This window comes from Gammaproteobacteria bacterium (ex Lamellibrachia satsuma) (assembly GCA_019623805.1).
GTDB lineage: Bacteria > Pseudomonadota > Gammaproteobacteria > Chromatiales > Chromatiaceae > QGON01.
The window spans coordinates 1,760,569-1,776,510 of the sequence record CP053680.1 but is presented as its reverse complement, the minus strand read 5'-3'; the positions used below and the strand labels follow the sequence as shown (position 1 = coordinate 1,776,510).

At 56.1% G+C, this 15,942-nt stretch carries 11 protein-coding genes; all 11 read left to right on the top strand.

Translation table 11 applies throughout. The features are described 5' to 3' along the window. The first annotated feature begins 3 nt into the window (after positions 1-3). The 11 genes from rplA to rplC all read left to right on the top strand — a co-directional run bounded on the left by rplA (position 4) and on the right by rplC (position 15,942). Positions 4-699, top strand: coding sequence for a 50S ribosomal protein L1 (gene rplA, locus HPY30_07510; protein ID QYZ65853.1), 696 nt, complete (start codon positions 4-6; stop codon positions 697-699). Between the two features lie 252 nt (positions 700-951). Next, a complete protein-coding gene (gene rplJ / locus HPY30_07505; GenBank protein ID QYZ65852.1) occupies positions 952-1,479 on the top strand; it encodes a 50S ribosomal protein L10 in 528 nt (175 codons plus the stop codon). 54 nt (positions 1,480-1,533) lie between these two features. Further along, on the top strand, positions 1,534-1,911 hold the full coding sequence (gene rplL / locus HPY30_07500) for a 50S ribosomal protein L7/L12 (GenBank protein ID QYZ65851.1): 378 nt from the start codon (positions 1,534-1,536) through the stop codon (positions 1,909-1,911). A 203-nt stretch (positions 1,912-2,114) separates the two neighbouring features. Beyond that, a complete protein-coding gene (gene rpoB, locus HPY30_07495; protein QYZ65850.1) occupies positions 2,115-6,191 on the top strand; it encodes a DNA-directed RNA polymerase subunit beta in 4,077 nt (1,358 codons plus the stop codon). A 15-nt stretch (positions 6,192-6,206) separates the two neighbouring features. Next, a complete protein-coding gene (rpoC, locus tag HPY30_07490) occupies positions 6,207-10,421 on the top strand; it encodes a DNA-directed RNA polymerase subunit beta' (GenBank protein QYZ65849.1) in 4,215 nt (1,404 codons plus the stop codon). Between the two features lie 322 nt (positions 10,422-10,743). After that, on the top strand, positions 10,744-11,118 hold the full coding sequence (rpsL, locus tag HPY30_07485) for a 30S ribosomal protein S12 (protein QYZ65848.1): 375 nt from the start codon (positions 10,744-10,746) through the stop codon (positions 11,116-11,118). 25 nt (positions 11,119-11,143) lie between these two features. After that, positions 11,144-11,614 carry a 30S ribosomal protein S7 gene (rpsG, locus tag HPY30_07480; protein QYZ65847.1) on the top strand — a complete coding sequence of 157 codons (471 nt, stop codon included), beginning with the start codon at positions 11,144-11,146 and terminating at the stop codon, positions 11,612-11,614. A gap of 39 nt (positions 11,615-11,653) precedes the next feature. Then, complete coding sequence (gene fusA, locus HPY30_07475) at positions 11,654-13,750, top strand: elongation factor G (protein QYZ65846.1); 2,097 nt, start codon at positions 11,654-11,656, stop codon at positions 13,748-13,750. Between the two features lie 21 nt (positions 13,751-13,771). Then, a complete protein-coding gene (gene tuf, locus HPY30_07470; protein ID QYZ65845.1) occupies positions 13,772-14,962 on the top strand; it encodes an elongation factor Tu in 1,191 nt (396 codons plus the stop codon). Between the two features lie 6 nt (positions 14,963-14,968). Then, entirely contained in the window at positions 14,969-15,280 is a 312-nt protein-coding gene (gene rpsJ / locus HPY30_07465; GenBank protein ID QYZ65844.1) for a 30S ribosomal protein S10, read from the top strand. 11 nt (positions 15,281-15,291) lie between these two features. Next, positions 15,292-15,942 carry a 50S ribosomal protein L3 gene (gene rplC, locus HPY30_07460; protein ID QYZ65843.1) on the top strand — a complete coding sequence of 217 codons (651 nt, stop codon included), beginning with the start codon at positions 15,292-15,294 and terminating at the stop codon, positions 15,940-15,942.

The following is a 15,942-nucleotide window of genomic DNA, read 5'->3' as shown; positions in this document are numbered from 1 at the left end:
GTCATGGCTAAGTTGAGCAAACGCGCGAAGGCGATTCGTGAAAAGGTTGAGGCCGGCAAGCTGTATGCTGCGGAAGAGGCTTTCGGTCTGCTGAAAGCGGTCTCTTCGGTGAAGTTTTCCGAGGCGGTTGATGTCTGCATAAACCTTGGCGTTGACCCCCGTAAGTCGGATCAGGTTGTACGTGGTTCCTCCGTATTGCCTCATGGTACCGGCAAGACTGTTCGTGTGGCGGTTTTCGCCCAAGGCGCGAACGCAGATGCGGCAACCGAAGCGGGTGCCGATATCGTGGGTTTTGAGGATCTTGCTGCCGACGTAAAAGCCGGCAAGATGGACTTCGATGTGGTTATTGCCAGCCCGGACGCAATGCGCGTTGTGGGTCAGTTGGGCCAGATCCTGGGCCCCCGTGGTCTGATGCCAAACCCGAAAGTGGGCACGGTTACGCCGAATGTGGCAGAGGCAGTGAAAAACGCCAAAGCAGGTCAGGTGCGCTATCGTACCGACAAGGCCGGAATCATCCACTGCTCCATCGGCAAGATTGATTTCGAGCCGCAGAAACTCAAAGAGAATCTGGAATTTTTGCTGGTGGACTTGGTCAAGGCCAAGCCCAGCGCAGCAAAGGGCGTCTACTTGAAGAAAATTACCGCCTCCTCGACCATGGGTCCGGGACTGGTGGTCGATCAGGCGACCCTTTCCATCTAAGTTTTGCATGACCAGGCGGTTCTGCCGCCGGGTCGATGCACAAAAGGCTTTGGGGCACCGGTTGTTGACCGGCGCCGTCAAAGACCGCAGGCGTCTCCATTCGTGGAGGCTTAATATTCGCCCGCGCAGACGGTGCACCCCGAATCAGGATTTTTTCCTGAAGACGGTGCACGTTGGGATTCGATACTGATGGTATCGAAAGTGTAAACAGGGGCGGATTTTCCGCTCCTCGTTGTCAATGAGGTGACGACTTTGGCACTCAATCTCGAGCAGAAGAAAGCCATCGTCGCCGAAGTCAGTGACGTTGCAAGCAGTGCACTTTCCGCTGTAGCCGCTGAGTACCGGGGATTGACCGTAGAGCAGATGACCGTGTTGCGCCGTGAAGCGCGCAGCAATGGCGTCTATCTTCGTGTGGTCAAGAACTCCCTGGCCAAGCGAGCAGTGGAAGGCACCGAATTTGCCTGCATGGCAGAAGGTTTTACGGGGCCTTTGGTCCTAGCCTTCTCGCAGGAAGATCCGGGTGCTGCAGCACGCGTTATTAAGGACTTTGCCAAGGGGCATGAGCAGCTCGTGGTGAGGTTGGTTTCCATCGGCGGCAAATTGCTGCAACCGACGGATATCGACACACTCGCGAAGATGCCGACTTACGACCAGGCTATCAGCATGCTGATGGCGGTCATGAAGGCTCCGGTAGAGAAGCTGGCACGCACCATGAAAGAGGTGCCTGGCAAGCTGGTCCGGACTGTGGCGGCAATCAAAGACGCCAAAGAGGCGGCTTGATTCGGTTTTTCATTTTAATCATTTACGTGCAATTTAATATTCAGGAGTTAACCAATGGCCGTATCTAAAGAAGATATCCTTGAGGCTATTGCCGCGATGTCCGTAATGGACGTTGTCGAGCTGATCGAGGCTATGGAAGAGAAGTTCGGTGTGACCGCCGCTGCCGCTGTTGCAGCTGCCCCCGCCGCTGGTGGTGGCGAAGCCGCTGCTGCAGAAGAGCAGACCGAGTTTAATGTCGTAATGACATCTTTTGGTGGCAACAAGATTGCTGTCATCAAGGCTGTTCGCAGTCTCACAGGTCTGGGTCTGAAGGAAGCGAAGGCAGCCGTTGAAGGTGTACCATCCGCCCTTAAGGAAGCTGTTTCCAAGGATGAGGCCGAAGAGGCCAAGAAGCTGCTTGAAGAGGCAGGCGCCGAAGTCGAGATCAAATAATTCTGTTCTCGACTGTTTGCAAGCAGTCATGGTCAGGGCTGGTGGCGTAACGTCACCGGCCCTTTCCCGCTTGTATGAAGTGAGGTCCATTTGGAGGGCCTCGACAGGATGTCGAATTAAACGAATTTTCGAGGTCCGGCCGGATGCCGGACTCTACAACGAACGCTTGAATCACCAAGCCTTTGACACTGAGGGACGGCAGCATGGCCTATTCTTTCACCGAGAAAAAGCGTATTCGTAAAGACTTTGGTAAGCGCCCCAGTATTCTGGATGTGCCCTTCCTGCTTGCGACACAGATCAACTCATACCGCGATTTTCTGCAGGACGGTGTGCCCGTCGCTGCGCGCAGTGATGTTGGTCTGCATGCGGCATTCAAGTCGGTACTGCCGATCACCAGTTATTCTGGTAACGCAATACTCGAATATGTGAACTATCGTCTCGGCGAGCCCGTCTTTGATGTGCGTGAGTGCCAGCTGCGGGGCACGACCTATGCAGCGCCACTGCGTGTATTGGTGCGGTTGGTTATCTATGACAAGGAGGCTCCTGCGGGCTCCAAGGTCGTCAAGGATATCCGCGAGCAGGAAGTCTACATGGGCGAACTGCCGCTCATGACCGACACCGGCACCTTTGTGATCAACGGTACCGAGCGTGTCATCGTCTCGCAGTTGCACCGTTCTCCCGGTGTCTTCTTCGATCATGACAAAGGCAAGACCCACTCTTCCGGAAAGCTGCTCTTTTCCGCACGGGTAATCCCCTATCGTGGCTCCTGGCTCGACTTCGAGTTCGATCCCAAGGACAACGTCTTTGTGCGTATCGATCGCCGCCGCAAGCTGCCGGCCACCATTCTGTTGCGAGCGCTGGGCTACGATAGCGATCAGATTCTCGAAATGTTTTTCGAGACCGATCGGTTCTCCATGACGAAGCGCACCCTGAAGGTGGATTTGGTGCCGGAGCGTCTGCGTGGCGAGGTGGTGACCTTCGATATCAAGAGCGGCGACGAGGTGATTGTTGAGGCGGGTCGCCGCATCACTGCGCGCCATATCCGCCAGTTGGAAAAAGCGGGTGTCAAAAAACTCGATGTGCCCCGCGAGTATCTCTACGGCAAAGTGCTGGCGCATAGCGTCGTGGATAAAGAGACCGGTGAACTGCTTGCTGAGGGGAATGCCGAGCTGACCGAAGAGCTGGTCGAGCTGCTTACCGAGAAAGGCGTGAAGAAATTCGCAACGCTCTTTACCAACGATCTCGATCACGGTCCCTTCCTCTCCGATACCTTGCGTATCGACGCTACGACCAATGAGCTGGAGGCGCAGGTGGAGATCTACCGCATGATGCGTCCGGGTGAGCCGCCTACCAAGGATGCGGCCCAGAACCTGTTCAATAACCTGTTTTTTACTTCCGACCGCTACGATCTTTCTGCGGTAGGTCGCATGAAATTCAATCGGCGTCTCAGACGCGAAGACGAGGTCGGTGAGGGAATTCTCTCGAAAGAGGATATTGTCGATGTCCTTAGAGAGCTGATCGATATTCGCAACGGCAACGGCATAGTTGACGACATCGACCACTTGGGCAATCGCCGTATTCGCTGTGTCGGTGAGATGGCGGAAAACCAGTTCCGCGTTGGCCTGGTGCGCGTCGAACGCGCTGTGAAGGAGCGCCTGACCCAGGCTGAGTCCGAAGGTTTGATGCCGCAAGAGCTGATCAATGCCAAACCGGTCTCTGCCGCCATCAAGGAGTTCTTTGGTTCAAGCCAGCTCTCTCAGTTCATGGATCAGAACAACCCGCTCTCCGAGATCACTCACAAGCGGCGTGTCTCTGCGCTCGGCCCGGGTGGTCTTGCCCGTGAACGTGCCGGTTTCGAGGTGCGTGACGTACATCCTACCCATTACGGTCGAGTCTGCCCCATCGAGACCCCTGAAGGGCCCAACATCGGCCTGATCAACTCGCTGGCGGTCTACTCCCGCACCAACCGTTTCGGCTTCCTTGAGACGCCTTACCGCAAGGTAACGGATGGCACGGTAACGGATCAGATCGACTACCTATCCGCAATCGAAGAGGGGCGTTATGTCATCGCCCAGGCAAGTGCCTCGACAGATGCCGATGGAAAACTGACCGATGAGCTGATCTCCTCCAGGTTTCAGAATGAGTTCACCCTCTCCTCGCCGGAGAAGGTGGAATACATCGACGTTTCGCCGAAACAGATCGTTTCAGTGGCAGCCTCCATGATCCCGTTCCTGGAGCATGATGATGCCAACCGCGCCCTGATGGGTTCCAACATGCAGCGCCAGGCCGTGCCGACCCTGCGGGCCGAGAAGCCTCTGGTGGGTACGGGCATGGAGCGCACTGTGGCGGTGGACTCCGGTGTGACCGTGGTGGCCAAGCGTGGTGGTGAAATTGAATCCGTGGATGCGGCCCGTATCGTGGTACGGGTCAACGATGATGAGACGGAAGCGGGCGAGCCGGGTGTGGATATCTACAACCTGACCAAGTACACCCGTTCCAACCAGAATACCTGTATCAATCAGCGGCCGCTGGCGAATGTGGGCGACGTTATCACGCGCGGCGACGTGCTGGCAGACGGTCCCTCCACCGACATGGGTGAGCTGGCGCTGGGCCAGAACCTGCGCATCGCCTTCATGCCATGGAACGGATATAACTTTGAGGATTCCATCCTCATCTCCGAGCGGGTGGTCGAGGAGGATCGTTTTACCTCCATTCACATCGAAGAGATGACCTGCATGGCCCGCGATACCAAGCTGGGTTCGGAGGAGATCACCGGGGATATTCCGAATGTTGGTGAGTCTGCGCTCTCCAAACTCGATGAGTCCGGTATTGTCTATATCGGTGCTGAGGTGAAAGAGGGCGACATCCTGGTGGGCAAGGTCACGCCAAAGGGCGAGACTCAGCTCACTCCGGAAGAGAAGTTGTTGCGCGCTATCTTTGGTGAGAAGGCTTCCGACGTAAAGGATACCTCTCTGCGCATTAAGTCAGGCGTTGTCGGAACGGTCATCGATGTCCAGGTCTTCACGCGCGACGGTGTTGATAAGGATGCCCGTGCGTTGCAGATCGAAGATGTCGAGATGGATCGTGTGCGCAAGGATTTGGACGACCAACTGCGCATAATGGAAGACGATACCTTCCAGCGTGTCGAGAAGATGCTGATCAGCAAGATTGCGGATGGCGGTCCAGGGGGCATCAAGGCCGGTGGCAAGATCACCAAGGCCTACCTCACCGACTTGGAGCGTGACAAGTGGTTGGAGATCCGTCTGCGCAAAGAGGAGGCTGCCACTCAACTGGAAGCCATCGCAGTTCAGATCAAACAGCAACGCGAGGCGTTCCGCGAAAAATTCGAGGAGAAGAAGCGCAAGCTGACCTCAGGTGACGACCTCGCTCCCGGTGTGCTCAAAATGGTCAAGGTCTATGTGGCAGTGAAGCGCCGCGTCCAGCCGGGTGACAAGATGGCCGGCCGCCACGGTAACAAGGGTGTTATCTCCATGATCGTGCCGGTCGAGGATATGCCATTTGATGAGCATGGCGAACCAGTGGATATCGTACTCAACCCGCTCGGCGTACCTTCACGTATGAATGTGGGACAGGTGCTGGAGACGCATCTGGGTTTTGCTGCCAAGGGTGTTGGGCGCAAAATTGGTGCGCTGTTACAGGCCAATTCGAAGGTTTCGGAACTACGGGGCTTTCTCGATAGAGTCTATAACACAAGTGGCAAGTCGGAAGATATTGACTCCCTCAACGACGACGAAGTGATCGAGCTGTGCAGGAATCTGCGCGGTGGCGTCCCCATGGCAACCCCGGTCTTTGATGGTGCCGAGGAGTCCGAGATCAAGCGCATGCTGGAGCTGGGTGGACTCTCTGATACCGGTCAGTGCTCCCTCTTTGATGGACGCACCGGGGAGAATTTCGAGCGCCCTGTGACCGTGGGTTACATGTACATGCTGAAACTGAATCACCTGGTCGACGACAAGATGCATGCCCGCTCCACTGGCCCTTACAGCCTGGTTACTCAGCAGCCGTTGGGTGGTAAGGCGCAGTTCGGTGGTCAGCGCTTCGGTGAGATGGAGGTCTGGGCGCTGGAGGCCTATGGCGCAGCCTACACCCTGCAGGAGATGCTCACCGTCAAGTCGGACGACGTCAACGGACGTACCCGTATGTACAAAAACATCGTCGATGGCGACCATCGCATGGAGGCCGGTATGCCCGAGTCCTTCAACGTGTTGGTCAAGGAGATTCGCTCTCTTGCCATCAATATCGAATTGGAACAGGAATAAAGGGGAGACAGTACCTTGAAAGATCTTCTGAACATTCTGAAGCAGCAGGGACAGTCCGAGGAATTCGATGCGATTCGCATCGGTCTGGCATCCCCCGACATGATTCGCTCCTGGTCCTACGGCGAGGTAAAGAAGCCTGAGACCATCAACTACCGTACCTTCAAGCCGGAACGGGATGGCCTCTTCTGCGCCAAGATTTTTGGCCCTACCAGTGACTACGAGTGTCTCTGCGGCAAATACAAGCGCCTCAAGCATCGTGGCGTGGTTTGCGAGAAGTGCGGCGTAGAAGTGACGCTGGCCAAGGTGCGCCGTGAGCGCATGGGCCACATCGAGCTGGCCAGCCCGGTGGCGCACATCTGGTTTCTGAAATCGCTGCCTTCCCGTATCGGCCTGTTGCTGGACATGACCCTGCGCTCCATTGAGCGGGTGCTCTATTTCGAGTCCTTCGTGGTGGTCGACCCGGGCATGACTCCCCTGGAGCGCAACCAGCTGCTCACCGATGAGCAGTACCTGGAGGCGATCGAGGAGAACGGTGACGAATTCGACGCCCGCATGGGGGCCGAAGCTGTTTACGAGCTGCTGAAAAGCATCGATATTCCGGAGGAGATCAAACGCCTGCGTGAAGATATCGAAGGCACAAACTCGGAAACCAAGATCAAGAAGTTCACCAAACGGCTGAAGCTGCTGGATTCCCTGAATAATTCCGGCAACCGTCCTGAGTGGATGGTGATGACCGTGCTGCCGGTATTGCCGCCGGAACTGCGGCCCCTGGTACCCCTGGATGGCGGTCGTTTCGCAACCTCCGATCTGAATGATCTCTACCGTCGGGTGATCAACCGCAATAACCGCCTCAAACGCCTGCTGGATCTCAACGCACCGGATATCATCGTGCGCAACGAAAAGCGCATGTTACAGGAAGCGGTGGATGCACTGCTGGACAATGGTCGTCGTGGGCGTGCCATTACCGGCACCAACCGCCGTCCGCTGAAGTCTCTGGCCGACATGATCAAAGGCAAGCAGGGCCGCTTCCGCCAGAATCTGTTGGGTAAGCGTGTCGACTACTCCGGTCGTTCCGTTATCGTTGTTGGCCCGACCCTGAAACTGCATCAGTGCGGTCTGCCGAAGAAGATGGCGCTGGAGCTGTTCAAGCCCTTCATCTTTTCCAAGCTGCAGTTGCGCGGTCTGGCAACGACGATCAAGGCGGCCAAGAAGCTGGTGGAGCGTGGTACCAGTGAAGTTTGGGATATCCTCGAAGAGGTCATCCGCGAGCATCCTGTGATGCTCAACCGCGCACCGACCCTGCATCGTCTCGGCATCCAGGCCTTTGAGCCTGTGTTGATCGAGGGTAAGGCGATCCAGCTCCATCCGTTGGTCTGTACCGCGTTCAACGCCGACTTCGATGGTGACCAGATGGCGGTGCATGTGCCGCTCTCCCTGGAAGCCCAGCTGGAAGCGCGCAGTCTGATGATGGCCACCAACAATATCCTCTCCCCGGCGAACGGTGATCCGATCATCGTGCCCTCCCAGGATGTGGTGTTGGGTCTCTACTTCATGACCCGTGACCGGGTCAACGCCAAGGGTGAAGGCATGGCCTTCTCTGACGTGGCTGAGGCGAAACGTGCCCACGAGTCCGGATTTGCGGATCTGCAGGCAAAGGTTAAGGTTCGCATCCGTGAAGTCATCAAGGGTGACGATGGCTCAATGACTGAGCAGATGCGTGTGGTGGATACTACAATAGGCCGCACCATCGTCTATGAGATCGTGCCGGATGGCCTGCCCTTCTCGCTGGTAGACCAGGCGATGGGTAAAAGGGTGATCTCCAGCCTGATCAATGCCTGTTATCGCAGGCTTGGGCTGAAGGATACGGTGGTCTTTGCCGACCAGTTGATGTATATGGGTTTTCGTTATGCCACCCGTGCTGCGGTCTCTTTCTGCTCCAACGACATGGTTGTGCCGGAAGAGAAGGGGCCGATCCTTGCCCGGGCGGAAGCCGAGGTCAAGGAGATCGAAAATCAGTATATCTCCGGTCTTGTCACCAATGGTGAGCGTTACAACAAGGTGGTGGATATCTGGTCGCACACCAACGATCAGGTTGCCAAGGCGATGATGTCGAAGCTGGGTAAGGAGGTCGTTACTGACCGCGACGGCAACGAGGTAAAACAGGACTCCTTCAACTCCGTTTATATGATGGCCGATTCCGGAGCGCGTGGTAGTGCTGCCCAGATTCGTCAGCTTGCCGGTATGCGTGGTCTGATGGCCAAGCCCGACGGCTCCATTATCGAAACGCCCATCACTGCAAACTTTCGCGAAGGTCTTGACGTACTGCAGTACTTCATCTCCACCCACGGTGCCCGCAAGGGTCTCGCGGATACGGCACTGAAGACTGCAAACTCCGGGTACCTGACCCGTCGCCTGGTGGATGTTGCCCAGGACATGGTGGTGCTGGAAGACGATTGCGGCACCGAAAACGGTCTGCTGATGCAGCCCATCATCGAAGGTGGTGATGTGGTTGAGCCGCTACGTGAACGCATCCTTGGTCGAGTGACGGCGCAGGATGTTCATAGGCCCGGCACCGATGAGGTGGTCTGCGAGGCAGGTACGCTGCTGGATGAGGATTGGGTTGACCAGTTGGAATCCGTTGGTGTCGACCTGGTGCATGTCCGCTCAGCGATTACCTGCGATGCCAAACAGGGTGTCTGCAAACGGTGTTACGGACGCGACCTGGCCCGAGGTCATGAGGTGAACGAGGGTGAGGCTGTGGGTGTTATTGCTGCGCAGTCGATCGGTGAACCCGGCACTCAGCTCACCATGCGTACCTTCCATATCGGTGGTGCGGCCTCTCGTTCCGCAGCGGTGAACAGTATTCAGGTGAAGGCGGGCGGTGTCGCTCATCTGCACAATATCAAGACCGTCAGGCACAGTGGTGGTCATCTGGTGGCCACTTCCCGTTCCGGTGAGTTGACGATAGTCGATGAAGTGGGCCGTGAGCGTGAGCGCTACAAGGTCCCATACGGCGCTACCCTGCAGGTTGAAGATGGGGTCGCGGTCGAGGGTGGCCAGGTCGTCGCCAACTGGGATCCCCACACCCACCCGGTTATTACCGAGGTGGAGGGTACCCTGGTATTCGTCGATTTCGTGGACGGCGTGACCGTGCAGAGCAAAGTGGACGAGGTGACCGGTCTCAGCTCGCTGGAGATTATCGATCCCAAGCAGCGTCCCGCTGCCGGTAAGGATATTCGTCCAATGGTGAAACTGGTGGATGCGGACGGTGGGGATCTGAATATCGCCGGTACCGACATCCCTGCTCACTACTTCCTGCCGTCGTTGGCGGTGGTCAACGTGGCGGATGGCGCCACTGTTGGTGTTGGTGACGTGGTGGCTCGTATCCCTCAGGAGTCTTCGAAGACTCGTGATATCACGGGTGGTCTGCCCCGCGTGGCTGACCTTTTCGAGGCGCGCAAGCCGAAAGATCCGGCGATTCTCGCCGAAGCGACCGGAACGGTCAGTTTTGGCAAAGACACCAAGGGCAAGCAGCGTCTGGTGATCACCGACTCTGAAGGTGAACACCATGAGGAACTGATACCCAAGTGGCGTCACGTCAATGTTTTCGAGGGCGAGCACGTCGAACGGGGTGAAATGATCTCCGATGGTGAGCTTAATTCCCACGACATCCTCAGGCTGATTGGTGTGACTGAGCTGGCAGAGTACCTGGTGAAGGAGATTCAGGATGTTTATCGTCTCCAGGGCGTGAAGATCAACGACAAGCACATCGAGGTGATCATCCGCCAGATGTTGCGTAAGGTTGAAGTCACCAATGCCGGGGACGGCAGCTTCCTTCGTGGTGAGCAGGCCGAAAAGGCGACGCTTCTTGAAGAGAATGAACGTCTGCGGGCCGAGGGCAAGCATCCGGCGCTCTATGTGCCTCTGTTGTTGGGTATTACCAAAGCCTCTCTTGCTACCGAGTCATTCATCTCTGCGGCCTCTTTCCAGGAAACCACGAGGGTACTGACGGAAGCGGCGGTTCGAGGGCTCTCCGATTCTCTGAACGGACTAAAAGAGAACGTTATCGTCGGTCGTTTGATTCCGGCAGGAACCGGTCTCTCCTACCACAATGAGCGTCGCCGCAAGCGTCAGGAAGAGCTGGCGGATGCGGACGGCAAAGTGGAACTGGTGGCGGAAGATGTCGAGCAGGCCTTCAAGGAGGCCCTGAACGCACCGGAGGGAGAGTGATCCCTAAAGTACGAAGGTGTTGAGATCGGCAGATACTCGGGCAGTTGCAGAGCGCATGGGTATTTGCCGGTTTTTATAAAGCTTTTCTTGACATCCTTATGTAGCGGGCATAGAATGCGCGCTCTTTGACACACCGGCACTTAGTTGGTCTGTCACTATCTGTTGCTCCGTACGGTCCATTACTGGGCAGGTGGAGCAAATGTATTGCCAGAGAAATCGACGCTTATCGGCGCAAGCTTTTGTCTTGTGGCATCCGGTTGGGTCTCGGCTTTTCTAAATTTTTATACGTTAGACAAACATCGCGTCTCTGGAGACGGAATAGATGGCAACGATTAACCAGCTGGTGCGTAAGCCCAGGAAGCGTAAACCTCAAAAGAGTAATGTGCCGGCGCTTGATGCCTGCCCGCAGAGGCGAGGCGTATGTACCCGTGTGTACACGACTACGCCGAAAAAGCCGAACTCGGCGCTGCGAAAGGTTGCCCGTGTCAGGCTGACAAATGGTTTTGAGGTTACCACCTATATTGGTGGTGAGGGCCATAACCTCCAGGAGCACTCGGTAATTCTGATTCGCGGTGGTCGCGTAAAGGATCTACCCGGTGTGCGTTACCACGTAGTGCGCGGCAGTCTGGACACCTCAGGTGTCGAGAGTCGACGTCAAGGTCGTTCCAAGTACGGCGCCAAGCGGCCCAAAAGCTAACAGCGCACAGGATTGAGATAGAGCTATGCCTAGAAGACGAGTAGCATCCCGCCGGGAAACCCTGCCGGATCCCAAGTTTGGAAGTGAACTGCTTGCCAAGTTCATCAATATGGTGATGGTTGACGGTAAGAAGTCCGTGGCCGAAAAGATCCTTTACGTTGCTTTGGATCAGATGTCACAGAAGCGTAGTGGTGAGCCTTTGGATATGCTTGAAACCGCGCTGGATAATGTTCGGCCGGTTGTTGAGGTTAAGTCCCGTCGTGTCGGCGGTGCAACCTATCAGGTTCCGGTTGAAGTGCGTCCGATTCGTCGTAACTCCCTGGCGATGCGCTGGTTGATCGAGGCTGCGCGCAAGCGGAGTGAGAAGTCGATGGCGCAGCGTCTGGCTGGCGAACTTCTGGATGCTTCTGAAAATAAAGGATCGGCAGTGAAGAAGCGCGATGATACTCATCGCATGGCTGAGGCGAACAAGGCTTTCTCCCACTACCGTTGGTAGGTGGCAGGTTATTCGGCTCTTTAGAAGCAGCTCTTTAAAATGGCACGCAAGACACCAATCGAGCGCTACCGGAATATCGGTATCATGGCGCACATTGATGCCGGTAAGACGACAACCACCGAACGCGTGCTCTATTACACAGGTGTTTCTCACAAGATCGGAGAGGTTCATGATGGTGCTGCCACCATGGACTGGATGGCGCAGGAGCAGGAGCGTGGTATAACCATCACATCCGCGGCGACTACCTGCTTCTGGAGCGGAATGGCGCAGCAGTTTGCTGAACACCGCTTGAATATTATTGATACACCTGGGCATGTTGATTTCACGATTGAAGTCGAACGTTCCCTGCGAGTGCTGGATGGTGCGGTGTTCGTGCTTTGTGCAGTTGGTGGTGTGGAGCCGCAGTCTGAGACTGTTTGGCGTCAGGCCAACAAGTACCACGTCCCACGGATGGCGTTCGTCAATAAGATGGATCGCATGGGGGCGGATTTCTTTCGGGTGGTCGAGCAGTTGCAGGAGCGCTTGGGCGCAAATGCAGTGCCGATCCAGGTGCCAGTAGGCGCCGAAGAGGGTTTTCAGGGAATTGTTGACCTCGTCAAGATGAAGTCAGTGGTTTGGTCGGAAGAAAACATGGGTGTTGATTTCATCTATGAGGATATCCCGGCTGATCTCGTTGATACTTGCAGCGAGTGGCGCGAGCGCATGCTTGAGGCTGCTGCGGAAGGCAGCGACGAGGCAATGGAGAAGTATCTCGAAGAGGGTGACCTCTCCGAGGAAGAGATACTGGAAGGGCTGCGAGTACGTACGCTGAGTCTTGAGATTGTTCCAGTGACCTGCGGGTCGGCCTTTAAGAATAAAGGTGTGCAGGCGGTACTGGACAAGGTTATTGAGTTGATGCCTTCGCCTGTCGATGTGCCGGCTATCACCGGTGTTTTGGGCGATGCGGATGGTAGCGAGGCTGAGCGTAAAGCGTCTGATGATGCGCCGTTTGCAGCGTTGGCATTCAAGATTGCCACCGACCCTTTTGTGGGTACGTTGACATTCTTCAGGGCCTACTCGGGTGTTTTGAAGTCCGGCGATACGATCTTTAATCCGGTAAAAGGCAAGAAGGAACGAATCGGCCGCATCTTGCAGATGCACTCCAACTCCAGGGAGGAGATCAAGGAGGTGCGTGCAGGCGATATTGCGGCGGCGGTCGGTCTCAAACAGGTCACGACGGGTGACACGCTCTGCTCGATGGGGCAGCCGATTACGCTGGAGCGCATGGAGTTCCCGGAGCCGGTTATAGCGGTTGCGGTTGAGCCGAGGACCAAGACCGATCAGGAAAGGATGGGTGTTGCTCTCTCCAAGCTGGCGCAGGAGGATCCCTCGTTTCGCGTGACGACGGACGAAGAGTCGGGGCAGACGATCATCGCCGGAATGGGCGAACTGCATCTGGATATCATCGTTGACCGGATGAAGCGGGAGTTTCATGTCGAAGCGAATGTAGGGGCGCCGCAGGTGGCCTACCGCGAGACCATCCGGGTTAAGGTCGAGCAGGAAGGAAAGTTTGTGCGTCAATCAGGTGGTCGCGGACAGTATGGTCACGTCTACCTGCGCATCGAGCCACAGGAGTCCGGTGCGGGTTACGAGTTTGTTAATGAGATTGTGGGCGGCGCAGTACCGCGTGAGTACATCCCTGCTGTGGACAAAGGTGTCCAGGAAGCGATGCAGGGTGGTGTAATTGCCGGCTATCCCATGGTGGATGTGAAGGTCACTCTGTATGACGGTTCATATCATGACGTCGACTCGAATGAGATGGCGTTCAAGGTCGCAGGGTCCATGTGTTTTAAAGAGGGCGCTTCGAAGGCCAGGCCGGTTCTGCTGGAACCGAAAATGAAGGTCGAGGTGGTTACGCCCGAAGAGTACATGGGTGATGTTATGGGTGATCTAAACAGTCGCCGTGGCATTGTGCAGGGGATGGATGATTCACCTGCAGGTAGACAGATTAAGGCTGAGGTTCCGCTATCCGAGATGTTCGGTTATGCAACAGACCTGCGTTCGGCGACGCAGGGTCGTGCCACCTACAGCATGGAATTCGCCAAGTATTCGGAAGTGCCGGCAAATATTGTCGACGCTATCAACAAGAAACAGTAATCGGGTATAGGGGTAGCTACTGTGTCCAAGGAAAAATTCGAACGCACAAAACCGCATGTCAATGTGGGAACCATTGGTCACGTTGATCACGGCAAGACCACTTTGACGGCTGCGATCACGCTGGTGCAGGCAAAGAAGTTCGGCGGCGAGCAGAAGGCCTTCGATCAGATCGACAATGCTCCGGAAGAGCGTGAGCGTGGTATCACCATCGCCACCTCCCACGTCGAGTATGAGACTGAGAATCGTCACTACGCACACGTTGACTGCCCCGGACATGCTGACTACGTAAAGAACATGATCACCGGTGCGGCGCAGATGGACGGCGCAATCCTGGTGGTATCCGCGGCAGACGGCCCCATGCCTCAGACGCGTGAGCACATCCTGCTCTCCCGTCAGGTAGGCGTGCCCTACATCATCGTCTACATGAACAAAGCGGACATGGTGGACGACGAAGAGCTGCTGGAATTGGTTGAGATGGAGATTCGTGAGCTGCTCGACAGCTACGACTTCCCTGGCGACGACACGCCCGTAATCATCGGTTCCGCGCTGAAGGCGCTGGAAGGTGACGATTCCGATATCGGTGCCGGCTCCATTGCCAAGCTGGTTGAGGCCCTGGACACCTACATTCCTGAGCCGGTGCGTGCGGTAGACGGTGCCTTCCTGATGCCGATCGAGGATGTCTTCTCGATCTCCGGTCGCGGTACTGTGGTAACCGGTCGAGTAGAGCGCGGCGTGGTCAAGGTGGGTGAAGAGATCGAGATCGTCGGAATCAAAGAGACCGCGAAGACCACCTGTACCGGTGTCGAGATGTTCCGCAAGCTGCTGGATCAGGGCGAAGCGGGCGACAACGTGGGTGTGCTGCTGCGCGGCACCAAGCGTGAAGAGGTTGAGCGTGGACAGGTGCTGGCGCATCCGGGATCGATTACCCCGCACACCCACTTCGAGTGCGAAGTCTATGTATTGAGCAAGGACGAAGGTGGACGTCACACCCCGTTCTTTGCAAACTATCGTCCGCAGTTCTACTTTAGAACGACCGACGTGACCGGTGCTTGTGATCTGCCTGAGGGCGTAGAGATGGTAATGCCGGGGGATAACGTAAAAATGACGGTAAAACTGATTGCGCCGATTGCGATGGAAGAAGGCCTGCGATTTGCTATCCGTGAGGGTGGCCGTACCGTAGGTGCCGGCGTTGTATCCAAGGTCATCGAGTAAAAGATAATGGCTAACCAGAGAATTCGTATCCGTCTGAAGGCGTTTGATCATCGACTGATTGATCAGTCTGCCAGCGAAATCGTGGAGACAGCAAAGCGCACTGGTGCGCAGGTGCTGGGACCGATTCCACTGCCGACGAAGAAAGAGCGGTTTACTGTGCTGATTTCACCGCACGTCAATAAAGATGCACGTGACCAGTACGAAATTCGCACCCATAAGCGTTTGATGGACATCGTCGATCCAACCGACAAGACGGTTGACGCATTGATGAAGCTCGATCTGGCTGCTGGCGTTGATGTCCAGATCAAGTTGAACTGAGGTTAAGAACAATGGCGATTGGAGTAGTCGGCCGGAAGGCCGGAATGACTCGGGTGTTCACCGAAGAGGGCGTGTCAGTTCCTGTGACCGTCATCGAGGTTGAGCCCAATCGGGTTGCTCAACTTAAAACGAAAGATACTGATGGTTATCGTGCTGTTCAGGTAACCACGGGTAACCGCAAGGCTTCTCGCGTGAGCAAGCCAGTGGCTGGCCATTTATCTAAGGCTGGTTTAGAAGGCGGTCGTGGTTTCTGGGAATTTTTCCTGGAAGATGGCGAAGGCGATGGCATCGAGGTCGGTTCTGAGATTAAGGCCGATATCTTTGAGGCCGGACAGCTGGTCGATGTACGTGGTCGCACTCAGGGTAAAGGTTTTCAGGGTGGCGTTAAACGACATCACTTCCATATGCAGGATGCCACGCACGGTAACTCGATTTCTCATCGTGCGCCAGGCTCCATTGGCCAATGCCAAACACCCGGTCGTGTCTTCAAAGGTAAGAAGATGGCGGGCCACATGGGTGACAAGCAGCGCTGCCAGCAGAATCTGGAAGTCGTTCGGGTCGATGGCGAGCGCAACCTGCTGTTGGTGAAGGGTTCCGTGCCCGGCTCCAAAGGTGGTGACGTTGTCATCGTGCCTGCGGTGAAGATGAAGAACAAAGGGTGA